The 21,616-nt window shown below is 42.2% G+C and carries 17 protein-coding genes and 1 riboswitch; of the genes, 10 read left to right on the top strand and 7 right to left on the bottom strand.

All coding sequences use genetic code 11. From position 1 onward, the window contains the following. Positions 1–54: 54 nt before the first annotated feature. The 4 genes from ABTV07_RS18235 to ABTV07_RS18220 form a co-directional block, all read right to left on the bottom strand. Entirely contained in the window at positions 55–225 is a 171-nt protein-coding gene (locus tag ABTV07_RS18235) for a hypothetical protein (RefSeq protein ID WP_433745018.1), read from the bottom strand. Positions 226–366: 141 nt separating this feature from the next. Next, entirely contained in the window at positions 367–489 is a 123-nt protein-coding gene (locus ABTV07_RS18230; RefSeq protein ID WP_433745015.1) for a hypothetical protein, read from the bottom strand. Between the two features lie 14 nt (positions 490–503). Next, a riboswitch (cyclic di-GMP riboswitch) is annotated at positions 504–588 on the bottom strand. Positions 589–780: 192 nt separating this feature from the next. Then, positions 781–1,428 carry a Bax inhibitor-1/YccA family protein gene (locus ABTV07_RS18225; RefSeq protein WP_433745012.1) on the bottom strand — a complete coding sequence of 216 codons (648 nt, stop codon included), beginning with the start codon at positions 1,426–1,428 and terminating at the stop codon, positions 781–783. A 152-nt stretch (positions 1,429–1,580) separates the two neighbouring features. Next, complete coding sequence (locus ABTV07_RS18220; RefSeq protein WP_433745009.1) at positions 1,581–1,979, bottom strand: helix-turn-helix domain-containing protein; 399 nt, start codon at positions 1,977–1,979, stop codon at positions 1,581–1,583. A gap of 197 nt (positions 1,980–2,176) precedes the next feature. Between ABTV07_RS18220 and ABTV07_RS18215 the strand changes: the two genes are divergently transcribed. Both ABTV07_RS18215 and ABTV07_RS18210 read left to right on the top strand, forming a co-directional pair. Continuing rightward, positions 2,177–2,647, top strand: coding sequence for a hypothetical protein (locus ABTV07_RS18215; protein WP_433745007.1), 471 nt, complete (start codon positions 2,177–2,179; stop codon positions 2,645–2,647). A gap of 69 nt (positions 2,648–2,716) precedes the next feature. Beyond that, a complete protein-coding gene (locus ABTV07_RS18210) occupies positions 2,717–3,550 on the top strand; it encodes a glycosyltransferase family 2 protein (protein ID WP_433745004.1) in 834 nt (277 codons plus the stop codon). Positions 3,551–3,565: 15 nt separating this feature from the next. Here the strand turns inward: ABTV07_RS18210 and ABTV07_RS18205 are convergent, their stop codons facing one another. Continuing rightward, positions 3,566–4,330: a hypothetical protein gene (locus tag ABTV07_RS18205; RefSeq protein WP_433745001.1), complete on the bottom strand. Its 765-nt coding sequence runs from the start codon at positions 4,328–4,330 to the stop codon at positions 3,566–3,568. A gap of 234 nt (positions 4,331–4,564) precedes the next feature. Here ABTV07_RS18205 and ABTV07_RS18200 point away from each other — a divergent pair, with 234 nt between their 5' ends. The 7 genes from ABTV07_RS18200 (at position 4,565) to ABTV07_RS18170 (ending at position 14,227) form a co-directional block, all read left to right on the top strand. Further along, positions 4,565–6,865, top strand: a complete 2,301-nt coding sequence (locus ABTV07_RS18200) for an S-layer homology domain-containing protein (protein WP_433744998.1) — start codon at positions 4,565–4,567, stop codon at positions 6,863–6,865. A 196-nt stretch (positions 6,866–7,061) separates the two neighbouring features. Beyond that, positions 7,062–7,949 carry a UTP--glucose-1-phosphate uridylyltransferase GalU gene (gene galU / locus ABTV07_RS18195; protein ID WP_433744995.1) on the top strand — a complete coding sequence of 296 codons (888 nt, stop codon included), beginning with the start codon at positions 7,062–7,064 and terminating at the stop codon, positions 7,947–7,949. A 1-nt stretch (position 7,950) separates the two neighbouring features. After that, on the top strand, positions 7,951–9,279 hold the full coding sequence (locus ABTV07_RS18190; RefSeq protein WP_433744992.1) for a UDP-glucose dehydrogenase family protein: 1,329 nt from the start codon (positions 7,951–7,953) through the stop codon (positions 9,277–9,279). 105 nt (positions 9,280–9,384) lie between these two features. Next, entirely contained in the window at positions 9,385–10,671 is a 1,287-nt protein-coding gene (locus tag ABTV07_RS18185; protein ID WP_433744989.1) for a nucleotide sugar dehydrogenase, read from the top strand. A gap of 24 nt (positions 10,672–10,695) precedes the next feature. Further along, the gene (locus ABTV07_RS18180; protein ID WP_433744986.1) at positions 10,696–11,403 is read left to right on the top strand and encodes a WecB/TagA/CpsF family glycosyltransferase; all 708 of its coding nucleotides are present in this window, start codon (positions 10,696–10,698) and stop codon (positions 11,401–11,403) included. 10 nt (positions 11,404–11,413) lie between these two features. Beyond that, positions 11,414–12,937, top strand: coding sequence for a murein biosynthesis integral membrane protein MurJ (murJ, locus tag ABTV07_RS18175; protein WP_433744983.1), 1,524 nt, complete (start codon positions 11,414–11,416; stop codon positions 12,935–12,937). 15 nt (positions 12,938–12,952) lie between these two features. Beyond that, a complete protein-coding gene (locus tag ABTV07_RS18170) occupies positions 12,953–14,227 on the top strand; it encodes an oligosaccharide repeat unit polymerase (RefSeq protein WP_433744981.1) in 1,275 nt (424 codons plus the stop codon). 275 nt (positions 14,228–14,502) lie between these two features. On the opposite strand, the gene ABTV07_RS18165 is transcribed toward ABTV07_RS18170, so the two are convergent. Both ABTV07_RS18165 and secA2 read right to left on the bottom strand, forming a co-directional pair. Continuing rightward, positions 14,503–15,399, bottom strand: coding sequence for an accessory Sec system S-layer assembly protein (locus ABTV07_RS18165; RefSeq protein ID WP_433744978.1), 897 nt, complete (start codon positions 15,397–15,399; stop codon positions 14,503–14,505). Between the two features lie 58 nt (positions 15,400–15,457). After that, entirely contained in the window at positions 15,458–17,821 is a 2,364-nt protein-coding gene (gene secA2 / locus ABTV07_RS18160) for an accessory Sec system translocase SecA2 (RefSeq protein ID WP_433744975.1), read from the bottom strand. Between the two features lie 220 nt (positions 17,822–18,041). Here secA2 and ABTV07_RS18155 point away from each other — a divergent pair, with 220 nt between their 5' ends. After that, positions 18,042–21,581, top strand: a complete 3,540-nt coding sequence (locus tag ABTV07_RS18155) for a S8 family peptidase (protein ID WP_433744972.1) — start codon at positions 18,042–18,044, stop codon at positions 21,579–21,581. Positions 21,582–21,616 lie beyond the last annotated feature (35 nt).

Here is a 21,616-nt window from a genome sequence, read left to right as displayed (position 1 = left end):
AAAAAGGGCTGCCTTCAGCAATAACGAGGCAGCCCTTCTATCAAGTTGTATGTATTAAGATGTCGACATCAAGGAAAGCAGATAAATCAGAATAACAGAAATGATGGCCGTACCTAAAATATGAAAAAAGAAATCAATCATATTTTCCTTGAATTCTCCAGTGTTGCTTCTTCTCTTTTTCTGGTAGGTGCGAAGTTCCCGATTACGCGTCGCTCTTCCTTCCATAAAAAACCTCCAGTGGATAATATTATCTATATTATAAAATAAAAATTCAGATAATTGCTATTAAAAACCGAAAAAAGTCGAAAAAGCTTTCGTAAATTCATGAAAAAAGAACGGTCCAAAATAAGGAACCGTCCTTTTTGATCAAATAACGTATGGAATAATAGCACCAAGAAGTAAAAGAATAATAAAAAGTGGCACGAAGATCCAATTGCTTGAAATCTCTCTTTTCCCCTGCAATACCAAGGTATCTGCCGTTTTCTTCATTGCACTTCCTCCGTTTCGGTAACTGGCGAGCATAGCCCTCAAGCCTTAGCCCCTTTAGTTTTGCGTCATTGCTTTTCAGCAACTTTGCCATTTTTCGACATCGAACTACAGGGACTATAATAATAAAAACAGAGAATTAGCGAAAGGGTAAATAGACCTATATTTTACTGAATTGTGTACAAAATTTAGTCAGTTTGGTCTTAATAGGTTGAATGACTTCTGGCATATACGCTTCTGTTAGCTGCAAGCCATAAAAAAGACCCCTATAAAAGGGGCCGTTCACTCACGTATTTAATCCCTGCTATTCAAGATTCCAAAAATACGAAGAATGCTTAGCAGCAGGTTGATGAAATCAAGATATAGATTCAATGCCATCAATGGCACATCTTCAGGACTGATGCTGTAATGCTTCATACGGTTGAAATCAAACAGGACATATCCGCTGAAAACGAGCACTCCGATAAAGGAATAAACCAGCATCGCGGTGGAACTCAACGGCCAGAAGATATTAAACAAACCGAGAACGACCAGCGCCAGCAATGCTGCAAATAAGAATCCTCCAAGGAAGGAAAGATCGCGTTTTGTCTTTGAAGCGTAAATAGCCAATCCACCGAACACGACGACCGTAGTACCGACGGCCTGCAAGACCAGATTAGCGCCCATTGTCGCCAAGTAGTAGGCGATGATCGGATACGTTGTCACACCTGATATGAATGTGAATGCATAAAGGAATGTGTAGGAGATTGCTTTTTTGCGTCTTAAGAAGAAAGCTACAAGCAGCATTCCTACTTCTACAATTGCCAAAGGCATGAACAATGCTGGCGGAATGAATACTCCGGCACAGAGCCCAAGTGTGGCAAACGCCAAGGAAATGGCAAAAGCTCTAAGAACAGATGGTAAAACCGATTTTGAATGAACAAACTCAGTATTTGAATACATAATGATCACCTCAATAATAATACGGGCCATCGCCCGAAAAGATTCAGGAAATACAATAATTTTTATCTATCATACCATCATTATAGACATAATCAAGAATGACACCCTTCAAAAAAGAAAAAAACTGCTCCAAATATGAAATGGGCAGCTTATCATGGGAAAATTTGTTTGACCATGTAGAGCAGTGATTTGATAAATGATTTTCTCTTTTTGTCCGGGATCCTGATTAATTGAAGCAAAAAGCTTTTTAAAGCAGAATCACTCTCAATAAACTCTAATATTTCAGTTGTTTCAGCATCCTGATAGTTTTCACGAAGAATCATCGGCTCCATTGCCCGCTCTTCCTCGCCGGTTAGCAGGAAAGTAAAGTGGCTGTTCGGAATATGAAACCCTTCTTTTATATGCATAAGCGTTTCATAGGTGATTCCCCGCTTGCCCGATTCATATCTTGAATAGCTTGTTGGTGTCAAATTTAACCGGGCGGCAGCCTCCATTTGGCTGATTTGTAAAATATTTTCCCTATATTCTCTTAACCTGATATGAAAAGACATGGCATCACCGTTTTTCTTTTCACGATATCTCTTTTTAAAGGAGAAAAAATAATTAATGCCATATCGGTAATTTGAAAAAATGACCAATTAGGAATGGGTTAAATTTCCTAATTTTTGTTTACATCCTTAATGCTTGTTTGGTAGTATTTACCTGTAAAATCAGAAAAGTCAGTAAGATTGTCGCATAGGAGGGAATAATGGTTCATTACGAATTTTCAATTACTCAAATTTTTGGAACAGATCTACCGAAGGATGAAACAAACTGGAGATTAATTTTTAAAGAAAACAAGAGCAGCAATAACATCAAAGTATTATCTTTTCGGGACATTTCAAATGTTCTTCAACACACATCCGTCCAATCCTTTAGAAAAATTCCACAGCACGAATCACGTGCCTCGTATTTGCAAATCCCGCTCCATAATGGGCTTCAGATGATTTTTTACATTAAACAGAAGTATCTCTGGACAAAAGTTAAGGCAACTTTTCATTTAGAGAAATCCAAACTATGGATTGAACCGGTATCAAAGGTGCTTTTCTTGGATAAATCGATTGTCGACCAGCTGCTCAATTGCTTTGCACTTGAGCGTGACAATACCATCACATTCTGGTACCAGCCGAAAAAGGGAGGCAGTTCTTCTCGTGTCATATGTAAATCGGAGACAGATTGATCGGAATAAAACAAATCGGAAATGAATATTGTGGGAAGGATTTTACATTTAAGGGAAAGAGGAAGGTTTATGAAAATACCTTTAGTCTCTGTCGTCATCCCGACTTTCAACCGTCCCATTCAATTGTGCGAGCTCCTCGAAAGCCTGCATCGGCAAACATTTCAATCCTTTGAAGTGATCATTGTCAATGATAATGGAACATCAGTTGATTTCGTAAAAGAAATTTACCCTGAGCTGGAGATTACAGTCATTGAACCGTTAGGAAAGCTTCAGCATGTGCAGGCACGCAATTTAGGTGTCCGTACTGCAAGCGGAAATTATATTATGTTGTGCGATGATGACGATTTGCTTCTCCCGGGGCATATGGAAAAGATGATGCATGAAATCCAGTCAGCTGACCTTGTCTATTCAGATGTTGAAATTTTTCATTATATATTACATAAGGAAAAGCGGGAAGTGACAGAAAGATACTTGTTTGCCTATTCCAATAACATAGAAGAAATGAAGAAATTTTCTACCTATGTTCCTTCGGGGAGCCTTTATCGAAAGTCGCTTCATGAAGAAATCGGCTATTTTGACCCGGATGTACATAACTATTGGGACTGGGATTTTTATCTTCGTTCTGCCTCCAAGCATCGAATTAAGCGGGTCCCCCAAGCCAGTGTCCTGTATGCATTTGGGAATAATAACAATAACTCCAGTAAATTGGATTCCATGAGACTTTACTTGGATCGATTGTGCATCAAGCATAGCCTTGGTTATCTTCCCACGAAGAATTTTTGGCTGCTGTTGAAGGAAAAGGAAATGATGTTGAGGGAAGCAGAATCAACTCGGACTTGGGATGGAATAATCCATCCTTCACGGCTGGCATTGGACACAATTAAAAAGCCTGCTGTCATTTAGGCAGCGGGCTTTTGGCTACAATGCTTCTTTTGCTTTTTTTAGAAGGGCTGCTCTGCGGGCATTTTTGGCATCTTCATATTGCTTCTTAAAATCTTCCGCATGAGAAGTACTAAATCCGTTTTTCTTTAGATCACTTTGCAGGGCTTTATAAATGATATTAAAGGCAGAGTCTGTTTTGGACTCCAGTTCGTCTCCTGCCCCTTTATATTTCTGATAAAAATACCCGAACGAAATGGATTCGCCTTTTGCTCGTTTAGTCTTGAACTCATCAAATGCTCTTCCGATCAGTGAATTGATTTTATCATTAGCCTGGGATTCAAGGCTTTCAAATGACGGGCGGTATTTTTGTTTGATTGCTGCTACCGTTACCTCATTAGAATTTGTTTGAGTGCCACCCGTAGTTGTGCTGGTGGATCCAGATGCAGGTGTTGATGGACTACTTGAAGTCGAACCACTAGCTGAAGTAGTACCACCTGAGGCTTTACCATCATTGTCATTGGAAGCAACGGCTGTACCATTATCGCTGTTTGAGCTTCCCGCTGAATCGGAATCCGGTTTGCCAGTGGCTGATGAATCTGTACTTTTGTCTCCCTGTTCCACCGTGTTAGGACTCGAGGAATCATCTGGAAGTACGATGTCATAATCGGACTCGGTGATTTCTTCAACCTTTTTATCCGCAACATCATAAGTTTTCAGTTTCAAAAAGTAGTAGGCTGTCGCTCCGCCTCCAAGGGCAAGGATCAACACAATTAGTAATAATATCTTCCAAAACTTTTTCATAAAAATAGAAGTGCTCCTTTCAGCAGAGGCTCTAAATATATCAGTAAGAAAATATTAACATAAATTGATATTTTTGTACTTAATGTAGATAAAAAATATCAGTAAAAAAATACTAGTTATCATTGATATATTTCAACTATAAGTTTATCATAAGGTATACTGGAAAAATTAGATAAAAAAGTATTATTTTATATAATTTATAATTAGTATATTGAGAGAGGTGCAAATCTAATAATGAAGAAATATCCATTCAGTAAAAAAGCAATAAAAGCCGTATTGGCAGCAACAGTGGCGTTTACTCCGGTGGTGGCTACAGTCGGGTATAGTACGGGTGTTGTGCATGCGGAAACTCAGGATGACCTGACTGTTTATGCGAATAAAATGATTAAATTTTATAGAAATGGAAACTTTAGAGGATTAACTGTAACAACTCCAAGTCAGTCTCAAATTCTGTCAAATGCTAGATCTTTGGGGCTTAATCTTGATCAAGATAAGGAAGCGGCATTTGTACAACTAATCCAGGACTTATCCACTTTGGTTTACACAGATTATGGATCGAATGTCAGTTTACTAAAACAAAAAATTGAAGATTTTAAAAATAATGATACGACAGAATTCACTACATTGTTTAATCAAGATGGCCAAATTACGATGAATGAATTATTAAGCTTTCTAGGAGATTTTGATACACAATTACGTATAAATATTGGACTTGAGACAGTTCTCCATACAAATAGTCATCTAAGCTATTCGGAATTAATTTCTGATACTGTAACAGACGTTATTGGTAGCTATTCAGATTTAGAGGGGAAGTTAAGATCAATCGGATTATCAATGCAGAAAATTTTTGAATTGCAATCAACGTTAAATAATATTATTGATCCTATCACAATGAGTGGAAGTAATATGGACCATAACTTTAGATCACAAATGATGAGTAGTGCATTTCAAGAAATGGAATCAAATATTACATATGATGCAGACAAAAAGTTCACTTTAAATGTTCTATTTCAAGAAACACCAATACCATTACAAAAGCAAATAGGCTGGGACACAAGTGACCATCAAATTGCATCATTTGCTTCAAACAGCAATCAACTATCTGTAAATGGAACTGGGACTGTTACTGTCTTTGCAAAAATCGATAATATTGTTATCGCTAAAATTGAAAATATATCTGTTGTCAATGGTGGAGGCGGTGGAGTCGGTGGAGGCGGCTCAACCAATCCACAACCACCAGTAGTAGTCCCACCAGGCCAAGTAACATTGCCTCCTGGTGCGACAGAGGTGAAGAAGGAAACTAACCCTGCAACTGGGAAGGTGGAAGTGGTCACTAAGGTTTCAAAAGATAAAGTAAAAGATATCGTGGACCAGATTACAGATAAAGTGACATCCATCCCGGTCAAATTGGATAAACCTGCGGCTGGGGAACAGTCAAAAGCAGAGGTTCCGGGAACGTTGTTCAAACAAGCTGCTGACAAGAACAGCAAAGCAGTTGTATTGATCCAATCAGACACAGCCTCCTATGGGCTTCCTGCCAAAGAAGTAGATTTAGGAAAATTCGCGAAGCAGTTAGGCGCTCAGGAAGACGAACTTTCGGTTAGTGTTTCCATCAATGAAGTGGATAAAAAAGATGCACAGGGTGCGATTGATCAAAACAATCTGAATGTGGTTTCTCCGATTGTTGATTTCAGCATTTCGGTATCTGGAAACAACAAAACAGTGGAGTTGTCAACTTTCAATTCTTATGTAGAACGTACATTGTCATTGCCTTCCAATGTCGACTCCAGACATACGGTTGGTGTCATGATAAATGCGGATGGTACTGTTGCTCCAGTTCCTACTGAGTTCGTTACAATTGAAGGAAAACAAGTAGCTGTCCTCAAGTCCCTGCACAATTCTAGATACACTGTGGTCAAACATGACGTTACTTTCCCGGATGTGGATAACAACAAGAACTGGGCGGAGCAATATATCGAAACGCTTGCTTCCAAATACATCATTAAAGGAAAGGATTCAGGTGATTATGCACCACGGGAAGATATGACTCGTGCAGAGTTTATGATCCTTCTTGTCCGCGCACTTGGACTTCCGTCTACTGAGAAATATGATGGGCAGTTCTCAGATGTAAAAGGTGATGAATGGTTCAACGCCCACGGTGAATTAATGGCCGCTGTAAAGTACGGAATCATTAAAGGAAAATTGGATGGAAGATTCGCTCCACAGGAAAAAATTTCACGTGTACAGGCAGCAGTCATGTTCCAGCGTGCACTCGAAACAGGTTTCCTTAACCTTGATGAAAATAAGGTAGATAAAACGAAGCATGCGACAGACTTCCCTGATGTCAAGAAATCCATGGATAAGCTGGGTTGGGCATATGATGGCATCGAGGCAGTTTACCAGGCAGGCATTTTCACGGGCAAAATCGATGGCACATTTGATTTCAATGGCTACATGAAACGTGACCAAATGGCGAAAGCTCTGGGTGAATTCCTGATTTCCGCCAAATTGATGGCTGATATTGAAGGAAAATAAAAATATATAAATAAGAAAGGTCGCTGTCGGAGGGGGAGGCAGCGGCTTTTCCTATTATATGAGACCACTTGAATGGTAATGGAAATTTAATGTGTTTGTTAAATGATTTCACGGCATGGTTTAGGGTATAATGAAAGGGTTTAAGAGAAGAACTGTTAGTAATAGAAGAAACTGAGAGATTACGGAGGTGCAGGAGATGAAGATCAGGAAAGCGATCATTCCTGCAGCAGGTTTAGGAACCCGATTTTTGCCTGCCACTAAAGCGCAGCCAAAAGAGATGCTGCCAATCGTTGATAAACCGACCATTCAATATATCGTGGAAGAAGCAGTGAAATCAGGAATCGAGGATATCATGATCATCAGTGGGCGCGGAAAGCGTGCGATTGAAGACCATTTTGATAAATCCTATGAGCTGGAAGAGACACTTGCAAAGAAAGAAAAATGGCAGGTGCTTGAAGAAGTGCAGTCCATTGCGAACATGGCGAACATCCATTATATTCGCCAGAAGGAGCCGAAAGGACTTGGCCATGCAATATACTGTGCCAAGAGCTTTATTGGCAATGAACCTTTTGCTGTCCTTTTAGGGGACGATATAGTGGAATCCGAGACGCCCTGCTTGAAACAATTGATCCAAATATACGAAAAACATGAAAAAACATCCTTGATTGGTGTACAAGAAGTACCTAAGCAAGAAGTATATAAGTATGGTATTATCGACCCTGAGGAATTGCTTTCAGATAATGTCTTTAAATTAAAGAGCCTTGTCGAGAAGCCGAAAGTGGACGAAGCACCTTCCTCATATGCCATCATGGGCCGCTATATCCTTCAGCCTGAGATTTTCACCATTCTGGAGACGCTCCCGCCCGGGGCAGCCAATGAAATCCAACTGACGGATGCAATCAGGTTATTAATGAAAGAACAATCTGTCCTCGCCTATTATTTTGATGGCAATCGCTATGATGTAGGGGACAAGCTCGGATTCCTCAAGGCAACAATAGAACTTGGGTTGAAGCACGAGGATTTAAGATCTGAGCTGCTTGAATACCTTCAAGATTTACTTTTGATTGAGAAGGGAAAAAATTGATATGAAAATTGCAATAGCAGGGACTGGTTATGTAGGTCTCGTCACTGGTGTCTGTTTGTCTGATATTGGGCATCAGGTGACTTGCTTTGATATCTCTGAGGAAAAAATTGACCTTCTTTCTAAAGGGAAATCCCCCATCTATGAACCAGGACTTGAAGAATTGATTCAAAAAAATAAAGATGAACATAGATTACACTTCACATCACGTGCATCAGAAGCATATGCTGATGCTGATTGTGTTTTCATTGCAGTCGGTACACCGGAAAACGAAGACGGCTCTGCTAACTTGAACTTTGTCCTCAATGCGGCCAAAGATATTGCCCAGCATATTCGAAAGGATATTGTCGTGGTAACGAAAAGCACCGTTCCGGTTGGGACCAATGATGTCATACATCAGACCATAACACAGAATTTGAAGAAGTCCTTAAAGGTATCAATGGTATCCAATCCGGAATTTCTCAGGGAAGGATCAGCCATTCAAGACACCTTCCATGGAGATCGGATTGTCATAGGTGCAGACAATCAAAAAGCGGGGGATATAATAGAAGAAATATATCAAAATCTCAAACTTCCTGTCGTAAGGACAAGCGTCCGAAGTGCTGAAATGATTAAATATGCTTCCAATGCTTTTCTGGCGACGAAAATCAGCTTCATCAATGAAATTGCTAATCTTTCGGAAAAAGTAGGAGCGAACATTGAAGATGTTGCAGTCGGTATGGGGTTTGACAAGCGAATTGGACAGCAATTTTTAAAAGCAGGAATCGGCTATGGAGGTTCTTGTTTCCCTAAGGATACAAAGGCGCTTCGCACCATGGGCACTCAACATGATGTTTCCTTATCCATCATTGAAGCAGTCATGAAGTCCAATGACCATCAGAAAAATCAATTGTTTGTTAAGGCAAAGGATCGCCTTGGCAGCTTGAAAAATAAAAAAATTGCCGTTCTTGGATTGGCATTCAAACCGAATACGGATGATATCAGGGAAGCTCCTTCTGTTCAGCTGATTCAAAATCTCCTTTTAGAAGATGCAGAAGTATTAGCATATGATCCTATAGCTTCCAAAAACGCAGAAAAGGTATTTGGCAGCAAAATTGTCTTTGCAGGCTCCGTAGAAGAAGCTATTGATGGGGCAGATGCAGCATTCATCGTAACGGAATGGAAGCAGATCAGGGAATTTCCGCTTGACGGCTATCTACAAAAGATGAAAGAGCCGATTTTATTTGACGGCCGTAACTGCTACAGCCTTCCGGAAGCAGCTGAAGCAGGCGTAGAATATCATTCAATCGGCCGGATTGCTGTTACAAAACCAGTAAAAAATACGTCTATTTAAAAAACATATATTTTATCTTTTGCCGGAAGCTATTAACAGAAGCTTTTTTTCGATATAATAACTTTTAGGTTCGTTACAACCTGCACATGAAAGGAAGAATATTAGATGTCAAAAAATATATGTGTTGTTGGCCTGGGATATATCGGCCTTCCAACTGCAGTCATGTTTGCCAATCACGGATACCAAGTCCACGGTGTGGATATCAACGAGAAAGCAGTAAGCATGATTCAGAACAAACAGCTTCATATTGAGGAAAACGGTCTTCAAGAACGACTGATCACAGCTGTTGACAACGGGAAATTCACTGCTTCCACAACGCCTGTTGAAGCTGATATTTATATTATTGCCGTTCCGTCGCCGATTAACAGTGATAAAACGGCGAACTTGGATTACGTTCGTGCAGCGACTAAATCCATCGTGCCATTCGTAAAGCCGGGAAACCTTGTCATTCTTGAATCGACAGTTCCTCCGCGTACAGTGGAAGATGTCATGATGCCTGTGCTTGAAGAAACAGGATTGAAGTTCGGAGAGGAATTGTTCATTTCCCACTCCCCAGAGCGTGTAATCCCTGGACGCGTCTTCGAAGAGCTTGTCAATAATGACCGCATCGTAGGAGGGATTGATGAAAAGTCTTCCCAGATGACGAAGGAGCTTTATGAAACATTCGTCAAAGGAACCATTCACATCACGGATGCCACGACGGCTGAAATGGTAAAAGTCATTGAAAATACGTACCGTGATGTAAACATTGCGTTTGCAAACGAATTGGCGAAGATCAGCGACAAAGTCGGTGTGAATGCTTGGGAAGCCATCAAGCTTGCCAACTACCATCCACGTGTAAATATTCATCTGCCTGGTCCAGGAGTAGGCGGACATTGTATCGCAGTTGATCCATGGTTCTTAGTGGAACTTCAGCCTGATCTAGCGAAGATGATTAATTTGGCACGTACAACGAATGATTCCATGCCGCAATATACTGCTGAGAAAACAAAAAAAATCTTGGATGAGAAACAGATCGGACATGGCCGTGTAGCCATATTCGGACTTGCATTCAAATCCAATATTGATGATATGAGGGAAAGCCCTTCAGTAGATGTTGTAAAAAATCTTGAGAAGCTAGGATTAGACTACACGGCGTATGATCCGCATATCAAAGAAAACAAGCTGCCGACTCAAACGCAGGAAATGGAAGAAGCAGTCAATCATGCAGATATTATCTTAATTTTGACAGATCACAATGAATTTAAAACATTGGATCCAAAAACAGTTGCATCCAAAGTCAGAACCAAAATGATTTTTGATACGAAAAATTGCATCGACCGTGAAGTATGGGAAGCAGCAGGGTTTGAAGTAAAAGTACTGGGAGATTCTAAAAACGGGATTCAAGCGTAATCAGCTCTCAAAATAGGTGATGAGATGAAAGAGAAATTTTTAGGGGTAGAGGTATGCAGCCAGACATATGCGGAGATTACCTCTTCCTTATTTGACGACATAGAAAAAAAGAATAAAGCATTTATTGTGGCAATCAATCCCGAGAAAATCATGAAGGCGCAGGATGATGCAAAGCTGAAGGAACTTCTCAATCGGGCAAATTATCAAATTCCTGACGGGATGGGCGTCATTGTGGCTTCCATCCTGAAAAAAGGAAAGATCCGTGAACGTGTTACGGGAATTGATATGATGCTGACCCTATGCAGGGAGTCTGTGCATAAAGGGAAGAAAGTTTTCCTTTATGGTGCGAAGCCGGGTGTTGCGGACGAAGCGAAAGAGAAGCTGGAGGAAATGTATCCAGGCATCCAGATTGTAGGGACCATCGATGGCTATGTGAAGGACGAGCAGTACATCAAGTCGACGATCAATGAGGCAAATCCGGATATCATCTTCGTTGCCCTTGGAAGTCCTGCACAGGAATATTGGATCCTCAATCATATGAATGAGCTGGCTCCAATGGTCTATCAGGGGGTCGGAGGATCCTTTGATGTCATCTCGGGGAAAATCAAGCGTGCACCGCAGGCTTTTCAAAAGCTGGGCCTTGAGTGGTTCTACCGTTTGATGAAAGAGCCTTGGCGCTGGAAAAGGCAGCTGCTCTTACCAAAATTCATCATCAAAGCGATGAGAGAGTAGAGGGGACTGCATGTCTAAATTACGTTTTGCCAGCATCCTGTTCCTCGTATCGACAGCGTTTTTGAAGTTTTCCAGCATGCTGAGGGATCTTACCATTGCGGGGCTCTTTGGATCGTCTTATAAAACCGATGCTTACATTGCGGCTATGACCATCCCGAATGCCATCGTTCTGTTTATGCTGACAGGTATGAAAGATGCCTTTTTGCCAAGCTACTATAAGTATGACCGGTTGGGAAAAGGATTTTCCCATCTTACGAACATTGTTAAAGGGACCTTCTGGATCTCTTTGGCCATCTCTATCGTTGGAACGGCCATTTCTCCGTGGCTGGTGAGGATTTTATATCCAAAGTTCGGCCATTATGCACATGGATTTGAAATTGCATCCTGGACCGCTGTCCTGTATTTCTTATCGATTGCGCTTGTAGGAGTCAATGCCGTATACGAAGGGTATTTTGATTCGCAAAAGAAATTTTCTTTTTCGACTTTTTCCCAAACGGTTGTCGTTCTTGCTACTGTAGGAAGCGCCTTGGTCTTTCATAAGTGGCTTGGCATCTACTCGGTTCCAATCGGGTATTTTGTAGGGACATTCCTATCATTCCTGATTAAATTGGTTTACCTGAAGCCAAGCAAATTCCTTAATTGGCGCCAGAAAATTGATATTCCTGAAGTAAAGATGTTTTACAGCATCTTTTGGCCGGTCGGGCTTACCATTGCAGTAGGGCAGATCAACCTTTCTGTGAACATGCTTTTTGCGGCACAGCTAGGAGGCGGTGTGGTATCAAACTTGAACTATGCCTTCCGTTTAGTGAATATCCCGCAAGCCATCTTCGGTGTCACCATTGCCACCATCGTCTATCCGATTCTGGCCCAGGCCAAAGCGGATAAAAACGACGGGTTATTCCGACTCGGCATGGAGCGTGGGTTATCTTATATGTATCTATTCCTGGCGCCGACAGTTGCCGGAATGCTTGTCCTCATGGAGCCAATCGTTAAAACGGTCTATGAACGCGGGGCATTCGACGCAGCAGCTACTTCTGAAACAAGCAAGTTTGCGATATACTATGTCGGATCTGTCTTGTTCTACAGCATCCAGGCTGTCGTGGCAAAAGGATTCTATACATTGGAGAAAGGCCACTTGATCATGAGAATCGGCTTGATTTCCATCGTTGTCAACGTGGTGTCCAATTACGTATTTGGAAAACTGATGGGACCGTCAGGCTTGGCGCTTTCGTCATCCATTGTTGCCATGGTTTATTCAACAATGACGTTCTCAACTCTTTATAAGATTTCCGGAGGATTCGATCTGAAGAAAATTGGTAAGGAGTACTGGAAGGTGACGGTTGCGACAATCATCATGAGCGTCCTGTTGATTCTGATCGGGAAAACAAACTTGCTCCATTTGCACCATATACTCTATCTGGCCATCATGATTATTATAGGAGCATTGCTATATTTCCTATCATTGGCCATACTAAGGAGTGGTTCCTTCCAGGAATTACTCGCTAAAGGAGGGAAACGAAAGTCTTCTATCTAGGGAGAATATATCGCTATGAAAAAATTATTTGCAGCTATGAATAAAATTGATACATTTTCACCATATTTCTTCTTGCCATTCATCTTGGTGCTTTATTTCTTCACCAGTATGTTTGACTTCTACCGATTTGAATACTTCGATATCAAGAAGAGTGTCTTCTTGCCAGTCGTCGTTGGTCTGGTTTCCTACTATGCAGCTGTCTATGCAGCGGACAAATGGAATTGGACATTTCCTTCATTCGGATTGAAATTCCTTAAAGGGAAAACAGTCATATTCCTATATATCCTGGGAGCCATCGGTCTTATTGCGTATATCATCATGCTTGCGACCGGACAGGTGGGGATTGCCGATGAATCGGTAAGACGCCACTTGGATCCAAAGCTGAACTTTTTGAGTTCATTCCTATGGTTCGCGGTCATTTTCCTGATCTGCCACCATATCCTTAAGCAGGATGAGTTGACGACTAAGAAGAAGCTGACATACGGCGTCATCCTGTTTGTGATGTTTGTCCTGTTTATACTGATGGGGTACAGAACTCCAATCATCGTGATGTTCTTTACGTCCTTCATCATTTTCCATTACATCATCAAAAAGATTAAGCTGACGTGGTTCATCGCAGCATTAGTCATTCTCGGAATCGTTTTTTCCATGTTCGGGTTCTTCCGGATTGTAACAGAAGACAAAACACAACCATTTAATGAGCGAAGTGGTCCTGATGTAACGGTTTCTGAAAAAGAGGAATCGAAGGACCTTACAATCCAGCGCAAAATCAATCAGACACCGAAATGGGTTCGTGCACTGAACAGTGAAAGTGTAACTGGACATATCGTATTGAGCAAAATCATGGAGTATACAGATAAACACGGTTATCTGAAAGGGGAACTGCATAAAGGCATCTTCTCCACAGTATTGCCGGGTGAACAGATTTCACCGAGGATGCTGATCACCAATATGGTAAACTCCTTGAGTGTGAAAGAAGGAAAGTATATTACTCGTCCAGGCAGGACAACTACGCCTACATTCCTTGGACAGCTATACGCAGAAGGCGGGTATGTGGTTGTTGTGATTGGATTCGTTCTGTATGGATTGATCATCTCCATGCTCTATAATCAAATGAGAATGTCAGGCATCAAGTCCTATCCGACAGTTGCCTATGCCTTCGTGACGACAATCTTTACGATTTCCATGCATACAGGACTTCTTGACCTGGTCTTCCTGCTGATGATTGCCTACGCTATCGCATCTGCCAGCATTGAAAAAAACAATAGTATAAATGTGGCAAAATCGTAAATATTTGATTGTAGTAAAATCGTTTGAGTGGTAGAATAGAGTTACAGAAAGATTATTTCCTTCTGCCTTTTAACAATAAAAAGATCTCGGTTGGTAGCCCTGAGAAAAACACCTAGCAATAGGTGTTTTTCGCCTGATGGAGAGAAAGCAGCATCGCTTGCTTTTTCTCTATTTTTTTTACCAACCCAGCTGTTACCACTAAAAAATAGTCGTCAAAAAAGCTCAGTCCATTTGGATCTGAGCTTTTTGTTCGTATATAATAAATTGCTTTTTCCTTAGCCTTGAGGCGGATATGCTTTCCACTTTGTAAGATCAACATCGTCTTTATGCAGTAGGCTTGCTGGGAAAATGAAAGTCCAAGGTTTGCTTGTATTGGACTTTACTTCAAGATCGTTTAATTGGAAACCGCCTTTGGCGATAATCTCACCGCTTGCATCCTCAACAATCAGTGGAAGCTGTTTAAGCGTCAAGTTTTTCTCGCTTCCATTGCGGATCAATAGAGTGACATGCAGGGATCCATCTTCGCCTTGCTTGGCCTGGATGCCCATGAAATTGACTTCGCCTGGTTTAGGAGGAGTCATTGATTTCACTAACTGATCAAGTTTTTCGCGGTCCTCGTTTGCCAATGATTTTTCCCACGTCTCTTCTAAATCCAAGGAGTGGGGAGCAGGGGCCTTCTTTAATTCGAATGCCAGTTTCCATTCTGTCTGTGGAAACTCAGACACCATTAAGTCGGATTCAGAGAAAACAAACTGCCATGGACGGCTGCTTTCCGCTGGAAGTTCACCCAGCTGAGAAAGGTCAAAAACTTTCCTTCCCAACTTTTCTCCATTAGGTCCCAACAGTAGAAGGGGCATTTCTTGGAACTTAATGCCTTTTGGAAGGCTGTTTCTCACAAATGCCGTTACATAAAGATCTGAACCATTCTGCTTCAATTCGATCCCGGAAAGAGAGATTTGGTTCACTTTCAAGGGCTCTAGCTCATTGTTCAGGAATTGGAAGTAATATTTTTCTTCTGATCCTACATTTGCATCAGGGTGAAATGATAGAGTTGTCTTGACTTCTTTCTCAGCAGATGAAGCTTCGCCGCCTAGCAGCTCGCTTGAGTCTACAGTGCTGTCTGTACCCTGTTTCTCCATTTTTGATTTCCCGCGCTTTAAGAAATTCAACATGCTGCTGCACCTCCGAAAATGGGAAGGCCCCATAAATGAAGTCCTCCCCATATAAGTTTTATTGTTCTTGATTGGCTGTCACTTGTATATAGAGATTAGCGATTTGTACACTTACATTCCGTTCTAATTCGAAATACATTTGACGGAACAGTTCAAGTCCTTCGCGCTGATATTGGCGCATTGGATCTTCCTGGCTGTAGCTTCGGAGGCCGACCCCTTCTTTTAGACGCTCCATGGCATCTATGTGTTGCAGCCAGTGGAAGTCTGCAGCAGAGAGGAAGAAACGGCGGATGGTATCCATCATGCCATCTTTCTCAATTATTCCTACAAGTGAAGGGAGATAGTTGTCCAGTGCGTCTTGAATATGCTGCTGGGCAGACTTGAGATCGAACTCATCACTTGAATAATCTTTTTCGAATCCAGGGATGGCCAATACAAGCTGTTCGGAAAGTTTACCCGCCTCCCACTTTTCTTCATTCTCTTCAGGAGGGCAGCACCTTGTCAGCTCTTCCTCACAATAGGACTTGATCATGGTAGAAATCACTGGAAGGATATCTTCTTCCCCCAGAAGCTTGTTTCGCAGATCATAGATGGTATTTCGCTGCATATTCATGACGTCATCGAGCTTCAGGTTATACTCCCGGACAGAGAAATTGGCTCCTTCGCAAATGCGCTGTATCCGATCGACGAAATCTAAGATGTTCTTGGATTGAATTTGTCCTTCACTATCTGTCTTCAGCGATTTTTTTAGTTTGTCCAGTTCATCCGCAGCAAAGCGTTTGAACATATCATCTTCAATCGAAATAAAGAATTGAGATGTACCGGGATCTCCTTGGCGGCCGGAGCGTCCTTTCAGCTGATTGTCAATTCGACGGGACTCGTGCCGTTCGGTGCCGATGACGTACAAGCCGCCGAGTTCCTTTACTCCTTCGCCGAGCATGATGTCTGTCCCGCGGCCAGCCATGTTAGTCGCAATCGTGATTTGATTCAATTGACCAGCAAGGGAAATCAAACGGATTTCCTGCTCGATGCTTTTGGCATTGAGAAGTTCAAATGGAAGTCCTTCTTTTTCAAGGTACTCTGCTACTTTTTCAGATTGAAGGATGGAAGTGGTCCCGATCAATACAGGCTGTCCAGTCATGTGGATTTCTGCAACCTTCTTGGCAACAGCCCTATATTTTTGTTCAATGGTTTCAAAAACTCTGTCTGTCAGGTCAACCCGTGCAATCGGACGGTTCGTCGGAATCTGGATGACCTCCATATTATAAAGGTCGCGGAATTCCTTCTCCTCTGTCTTTGCCGTACCAGTCATCCCTCCAAGCACCGGATACATCCGGAAAAGGTTCTGGATGGTGATGGATGCCTGGGTCTTGTTTTCTTCCGTAACTTCAAGACCTTCCTTTGCTTCGATTGCCTGATGAAGTCCGTTGCTCATCGTCCTTCCTTCCATCGGTCGGCCGGTGAACATGTCAATCAGCATGATTTTGCCTTCCTTGACGATGTAATCGACATCCCTCGTGAACATAACGCGTGCACGAAGGGACTGGATCACGTAATGATAGAGGGTCTGATGTTCAAGATCATAAAGGTTGTCAATATCAAAGCCCTGTTCAACCCGGGCAATTCCTTCTTCTGTCAGATTGGTCGATTTTGTTTCTATATCAAAGACGTAATCCACATCTTCTTTGAAGGATTTGATGATCCTGGCGCATAGGTAGCTCAATTCAGAACTGATGCCCGTTTTTCCTGCTATGATCAAAGGGGTCTTGGCTTCATCGATCAGTACACTGTCCACTTCATCAACGAGTGCGAAGTGATAAGGCCGCTGCACCTTTTGATCCGGGTTATAGACCATGTTGTCGCGCAGATAATCGAATCCGAATTCAGTCCCGACGCCGTATGTGATATCTGCTTGATAGGCTGCCTGCTTTTCTTCCGGCTGCATCAGCGGAAGATTCAATCCTACAGTAAGTCCTAGGAACTGGTGAATTTGGCCGATGAGCTCGCTGTCGCGCTTTGCTAGATATTCATTGACCGTTATGACATGGACGCCTTTGCCTTCCAAGGCACGAAGATAACTCGGGAGGGAGGCGACTAATGTTTTTCCTTCCCCTGTCGGCATTTCAGCAATATTCCCTTCAGAAAGGACCAGCCCGCCGATGAGCTGTACATCGAAATGGCGCATTCCGAGTACTCGTTTGGCCGCCTCGCGGACGACAGCAAACGCTTCGGATTGAATATCAAAAATGGTTTTACCATCCTCTAATAGTCTCTTAAAATAGTCTGTTTTAGCCTTTAATTCCGTATCGTTGAGCTTTTCAATATCAGCTTCCAAACGGTTGATTTGATCAACGGTTTTGCGATATTTCTTGATTTTGCGATCCTGGGGATCCCCAACCAGTTTTTTTATGTATGTAATCATGGCTTTCGCTCCTTACAAAACTGTACATCAAAAATTAGTATAGCATTGTTTACAGGGACTTTCATCTTATGTAAGAAAAGAAAGTTATAGAATATTAATCTATAAAATAAATATTTATACATTTAATATAAATTATAGAATTATATGAAACTTTTTCCATGTATAATCGTCTATAAGGTGCATGGCCTATTTTCATATTTTCTAAAAAGGGGGAAGAAAGATGAAAAAATGGATCAAAACGACTGCTGCTCTTTCAGCATCGGCTGCATTAATGGTTCCAGGTGCTGCGTCAGCTGCTCAGCTCAGCCCGCTCGCACACATGAAAGCCATGGAAATGCCAGATGTATTGAAAGAGTTAAAGAAATCTTCAAAAGAAAAGAAGACTGCTGCATACCAGAGGCAGCAGGAACAGCAGGATATGAAACAACAAATTAGCACGGATACACTTGTGATAAAATATGACAAGCCTATTGCCAAAGGAGTCCATGTAATGGCGGGGACACGCATCGTCAGCTCGATTCCAGGACTGGGGTATGATGTTGTCAAATTAAGCAAAGGGCAGGATATAAAGGATGTAATCGCCTTTTATTCCAAACAAAAAGGCGTCATTAAAGCACAGCCAAGCTTTAAATATAAATCACTTGGCTTCAGCGATCCGAAAGAAAAGGAAATGTATCAGCTCTCCCTTTTACATATTGATGACGCAATCAAGATGGCAGGAAAAAATGATGTCACTGTAGCCGTCATTGATACAGGGATGGACTTAAAACATCCGGACTTAAAGAATCAGTTCTTGCCGCCGTATAATGCGGTTCAACCGGCCAATACCTCCCTTGTGGATGTCCATGGGACTCACGTGGCGGGAATCATTGCATCGGAAAAAGACAATGGAATCGGAGGACATGGAATCAACCCTCATGCCAAGATACTGCCGATCGATGTGTTCAACGGAGATTGGGGCGCATATGACTATGCCATTGCTAATGGGATTCTTTATGCCATTGACCATGGTGCAGATGTCATCAATATGAGCCTCGGCGGATATAACAATTCACCGTTGATGGCGGCAGCTGTACAAAAAGCGATCGATGCAGGCATTACCATTGTGGCGGCAGCTGGGAATGAAGGATGGGATGAGTATTCCTACCCTGCCTCTTATGAAGGCGTCATCGGTGTCGGAGCGACAGATGCAAACAATGACCTTGCCTATTTCTCTAACTACGGGTCTTCCGTCGATGTCGTGGCACCTGGTGTGGATGTCTACAGTTCCGTGTATGATTTTATGAAGGGATCATCCTTTGCAAAAATGAGCGGGACGTCTATGGCTTCCCCGGTTGTAGCGGGAGTCGTTTCCCTTATTAAATCCAAATACCCTGATTTGAAGCCTTTCCAGGTCGAGGCGCTGTTAGAGAAAACAGCCAAGGATCTTGGAGCGAAGGGCTATGACTTGAAATACGGAAATGGATTGGTGGATCCTGTTAAAGCACTTCAATATGATATTAAGAAACTGCCGGCAATGGGAGACCACGATCCGAAAAATGGACTTAAAAAAGCCGCTGCATTAAAAACTGAAGGAGAAGATATCCAAAAAGGCAGCTTTACTCAGCCGCAGCAGTATCATTGGTACAAGATCGATTTGAAAAAAGGAGAGTACCTCCAAACACAATTAGAAGGCGATAAACAGTACGACTATGCAATGGACCTTTACTACCAACCGAAGGATCCTAAAAATAATAAAAAAGATCAGGATAAACCGATTAAAGTCAATGATGTGAAGGCGGGTCATACTGAAGGCTACCTATATAAGGCTGACAGTGATGGAACCCTTTTGATAGCTGTGAAGGATGCAAACGGCAGCTACAGTTCGGAAGGCAAATCAGCATTCACATTGAAGACTGAAAAGCTTGTTTCCTTAAGTGAAGATAAATCCAGTAAAGACAACATGATAGCCCTACCTGCGATTCCGTATAGCAGCGACGAAGATAAAGATAGACCATTTACCCTGGCTTCAAGCACAGATGACCCAGATAAAGATTACTTCACATTCTCCGTCGATGAGCCGACGACGCTTTCCATTGATGTTTCCGGCATCCCGGGATTAAATTCTTCCTTAGCTGTTTACTTTAAAGATGAATTTACGATGGAACAGCCGGAAGGAGCGCCGCCAAGGGAACCTTCTCCGTTTGCGATGGCGGACAGCGGGGGAAAAGGAGATGCTGAAAAGCTCACTTTTGAAGCTGTTCCAGGAATGGAGTATGTCTTGGAAGTGTCCGGCGGTTCTCAGATGATGGGCTCTTACTTTATGAATCCGTTCATGATGATGGGCTTCAATAATGATCTTACTCCGGGTAAATCAAATCTTCCATACACTTTGAAAGTGGATAAACTGAACATCCCAGCGGATGAAGATCCATTCCCGCAAATGCTGCAGGACATTGAGCAGCAGTACATGGAAGGAAACATGAGTAAAGAAGAGTTCATGAAAGCCAAGATTGCACAATTCAAACAGCAGGCTGCGGATATGAATGATCCAGACTTCTGGATGAACCTTGAACATGAACGTAATGCTGCCATCATGGATAATGCCATAGATCTTGAAACAGGCATGGATACAAAAGGCTACTTCCAAGGACAGGGAGATGAAGATTATTATAAATTCACTGCCTCAGAAGATGCTGTGTACCAGTTCTCCGTCAAGCCTGGCGAAAATCAGATGCCTTGGGGAATCGTGATGGAATATAATGATGAAACGCAGGACCTCATCCCGATCGGCGATGTGATGAGCGATAATTGGATGATGCCATCAACAGAGGAAGTGACCTCCGTTCTTGCACTGAAGAAGGATAAACAGTATGTTGTCCGCCTGACGAATGACATGTGGGGTGCATCTTCTACAGATCCATACGTTTTGAATGTCAAGAAACTGATGAGTGTACCAAATGATGAAGGCGATAAGGACGAAAATACTCCGGTCCGCGCCAAGGTCATCAAGCCAAACGAAGTGACCGATAACTATCTGGTCTACTCTGATGACACAGACTTCTTCTATTATAAGAACCGCGGCGACGATAAAGTATTCAATCTTCAAGTCACTCCTGGAAAGCTTTCAGATAAAGAAAAGAGAGACCTTCCGAAGCGCATGCAGGACCCGATGATTGTCGGTGCGACCATCGTGGAAGACACAAATGGAAACATGCAGATTGACGGAGATGAAGCGGATACTGCCATGGTTTACGGGCCAAGCTACTTCAGCCCGATATTTGATGTGAATGCTTCCTTTAAAGCGAAGAAAGGTGCAGGCTATTTCATTGTTACGAATTCATATAATTGGGGCTCAGTATCTCTGAAGCCGTATCAGGTTGCCATTGTGGATTCAAATCGCAAGGATGAAGATGCAGGTTCTAAAGTCGTGAACAACGTTCCATCGAAGCCGTTGTCATTGAAGGCATCAAAAGGTGGATGGACAGCTACTGGCTATATCAATGGCGCAGTGGAATTCGGTGATAAAGACTATTACAAATTGACATTGAATAAAGCTTCATCTGTCAGCCTTTCCTTGTCTGCTGATCAGACCCTTGATGGTAAAATGGTCGTATATGATGCTAAAGGGAATGTCAAAGCCAACCTGGACTACTATGGTACTGGCGATGATGAAATGGATGCCGTCACTCTCGACAAAGGCACTTATTATATTGAAGTAAGCGAGACGTTCGGACGTACGAGCACCAAGCCGTACACCCTGAAAGTAGCTTTGAAATAATCAAAATGATGGGGCGATTTTAACAAAATCGTCCC

This window comes from Falsibacillus pallidus (assembly GCF_050990905.1).
Lineage (GTDB): Bacteria > Bacillota > Bacilli > Bacillales > DSM-25281 > Falsibacillus > Falsibacillus pallidus_A.
Note: the sequence above shows the minus strand (reverse complement) of the source record. Positions and strands in the feature narration are given on the sequence as shown.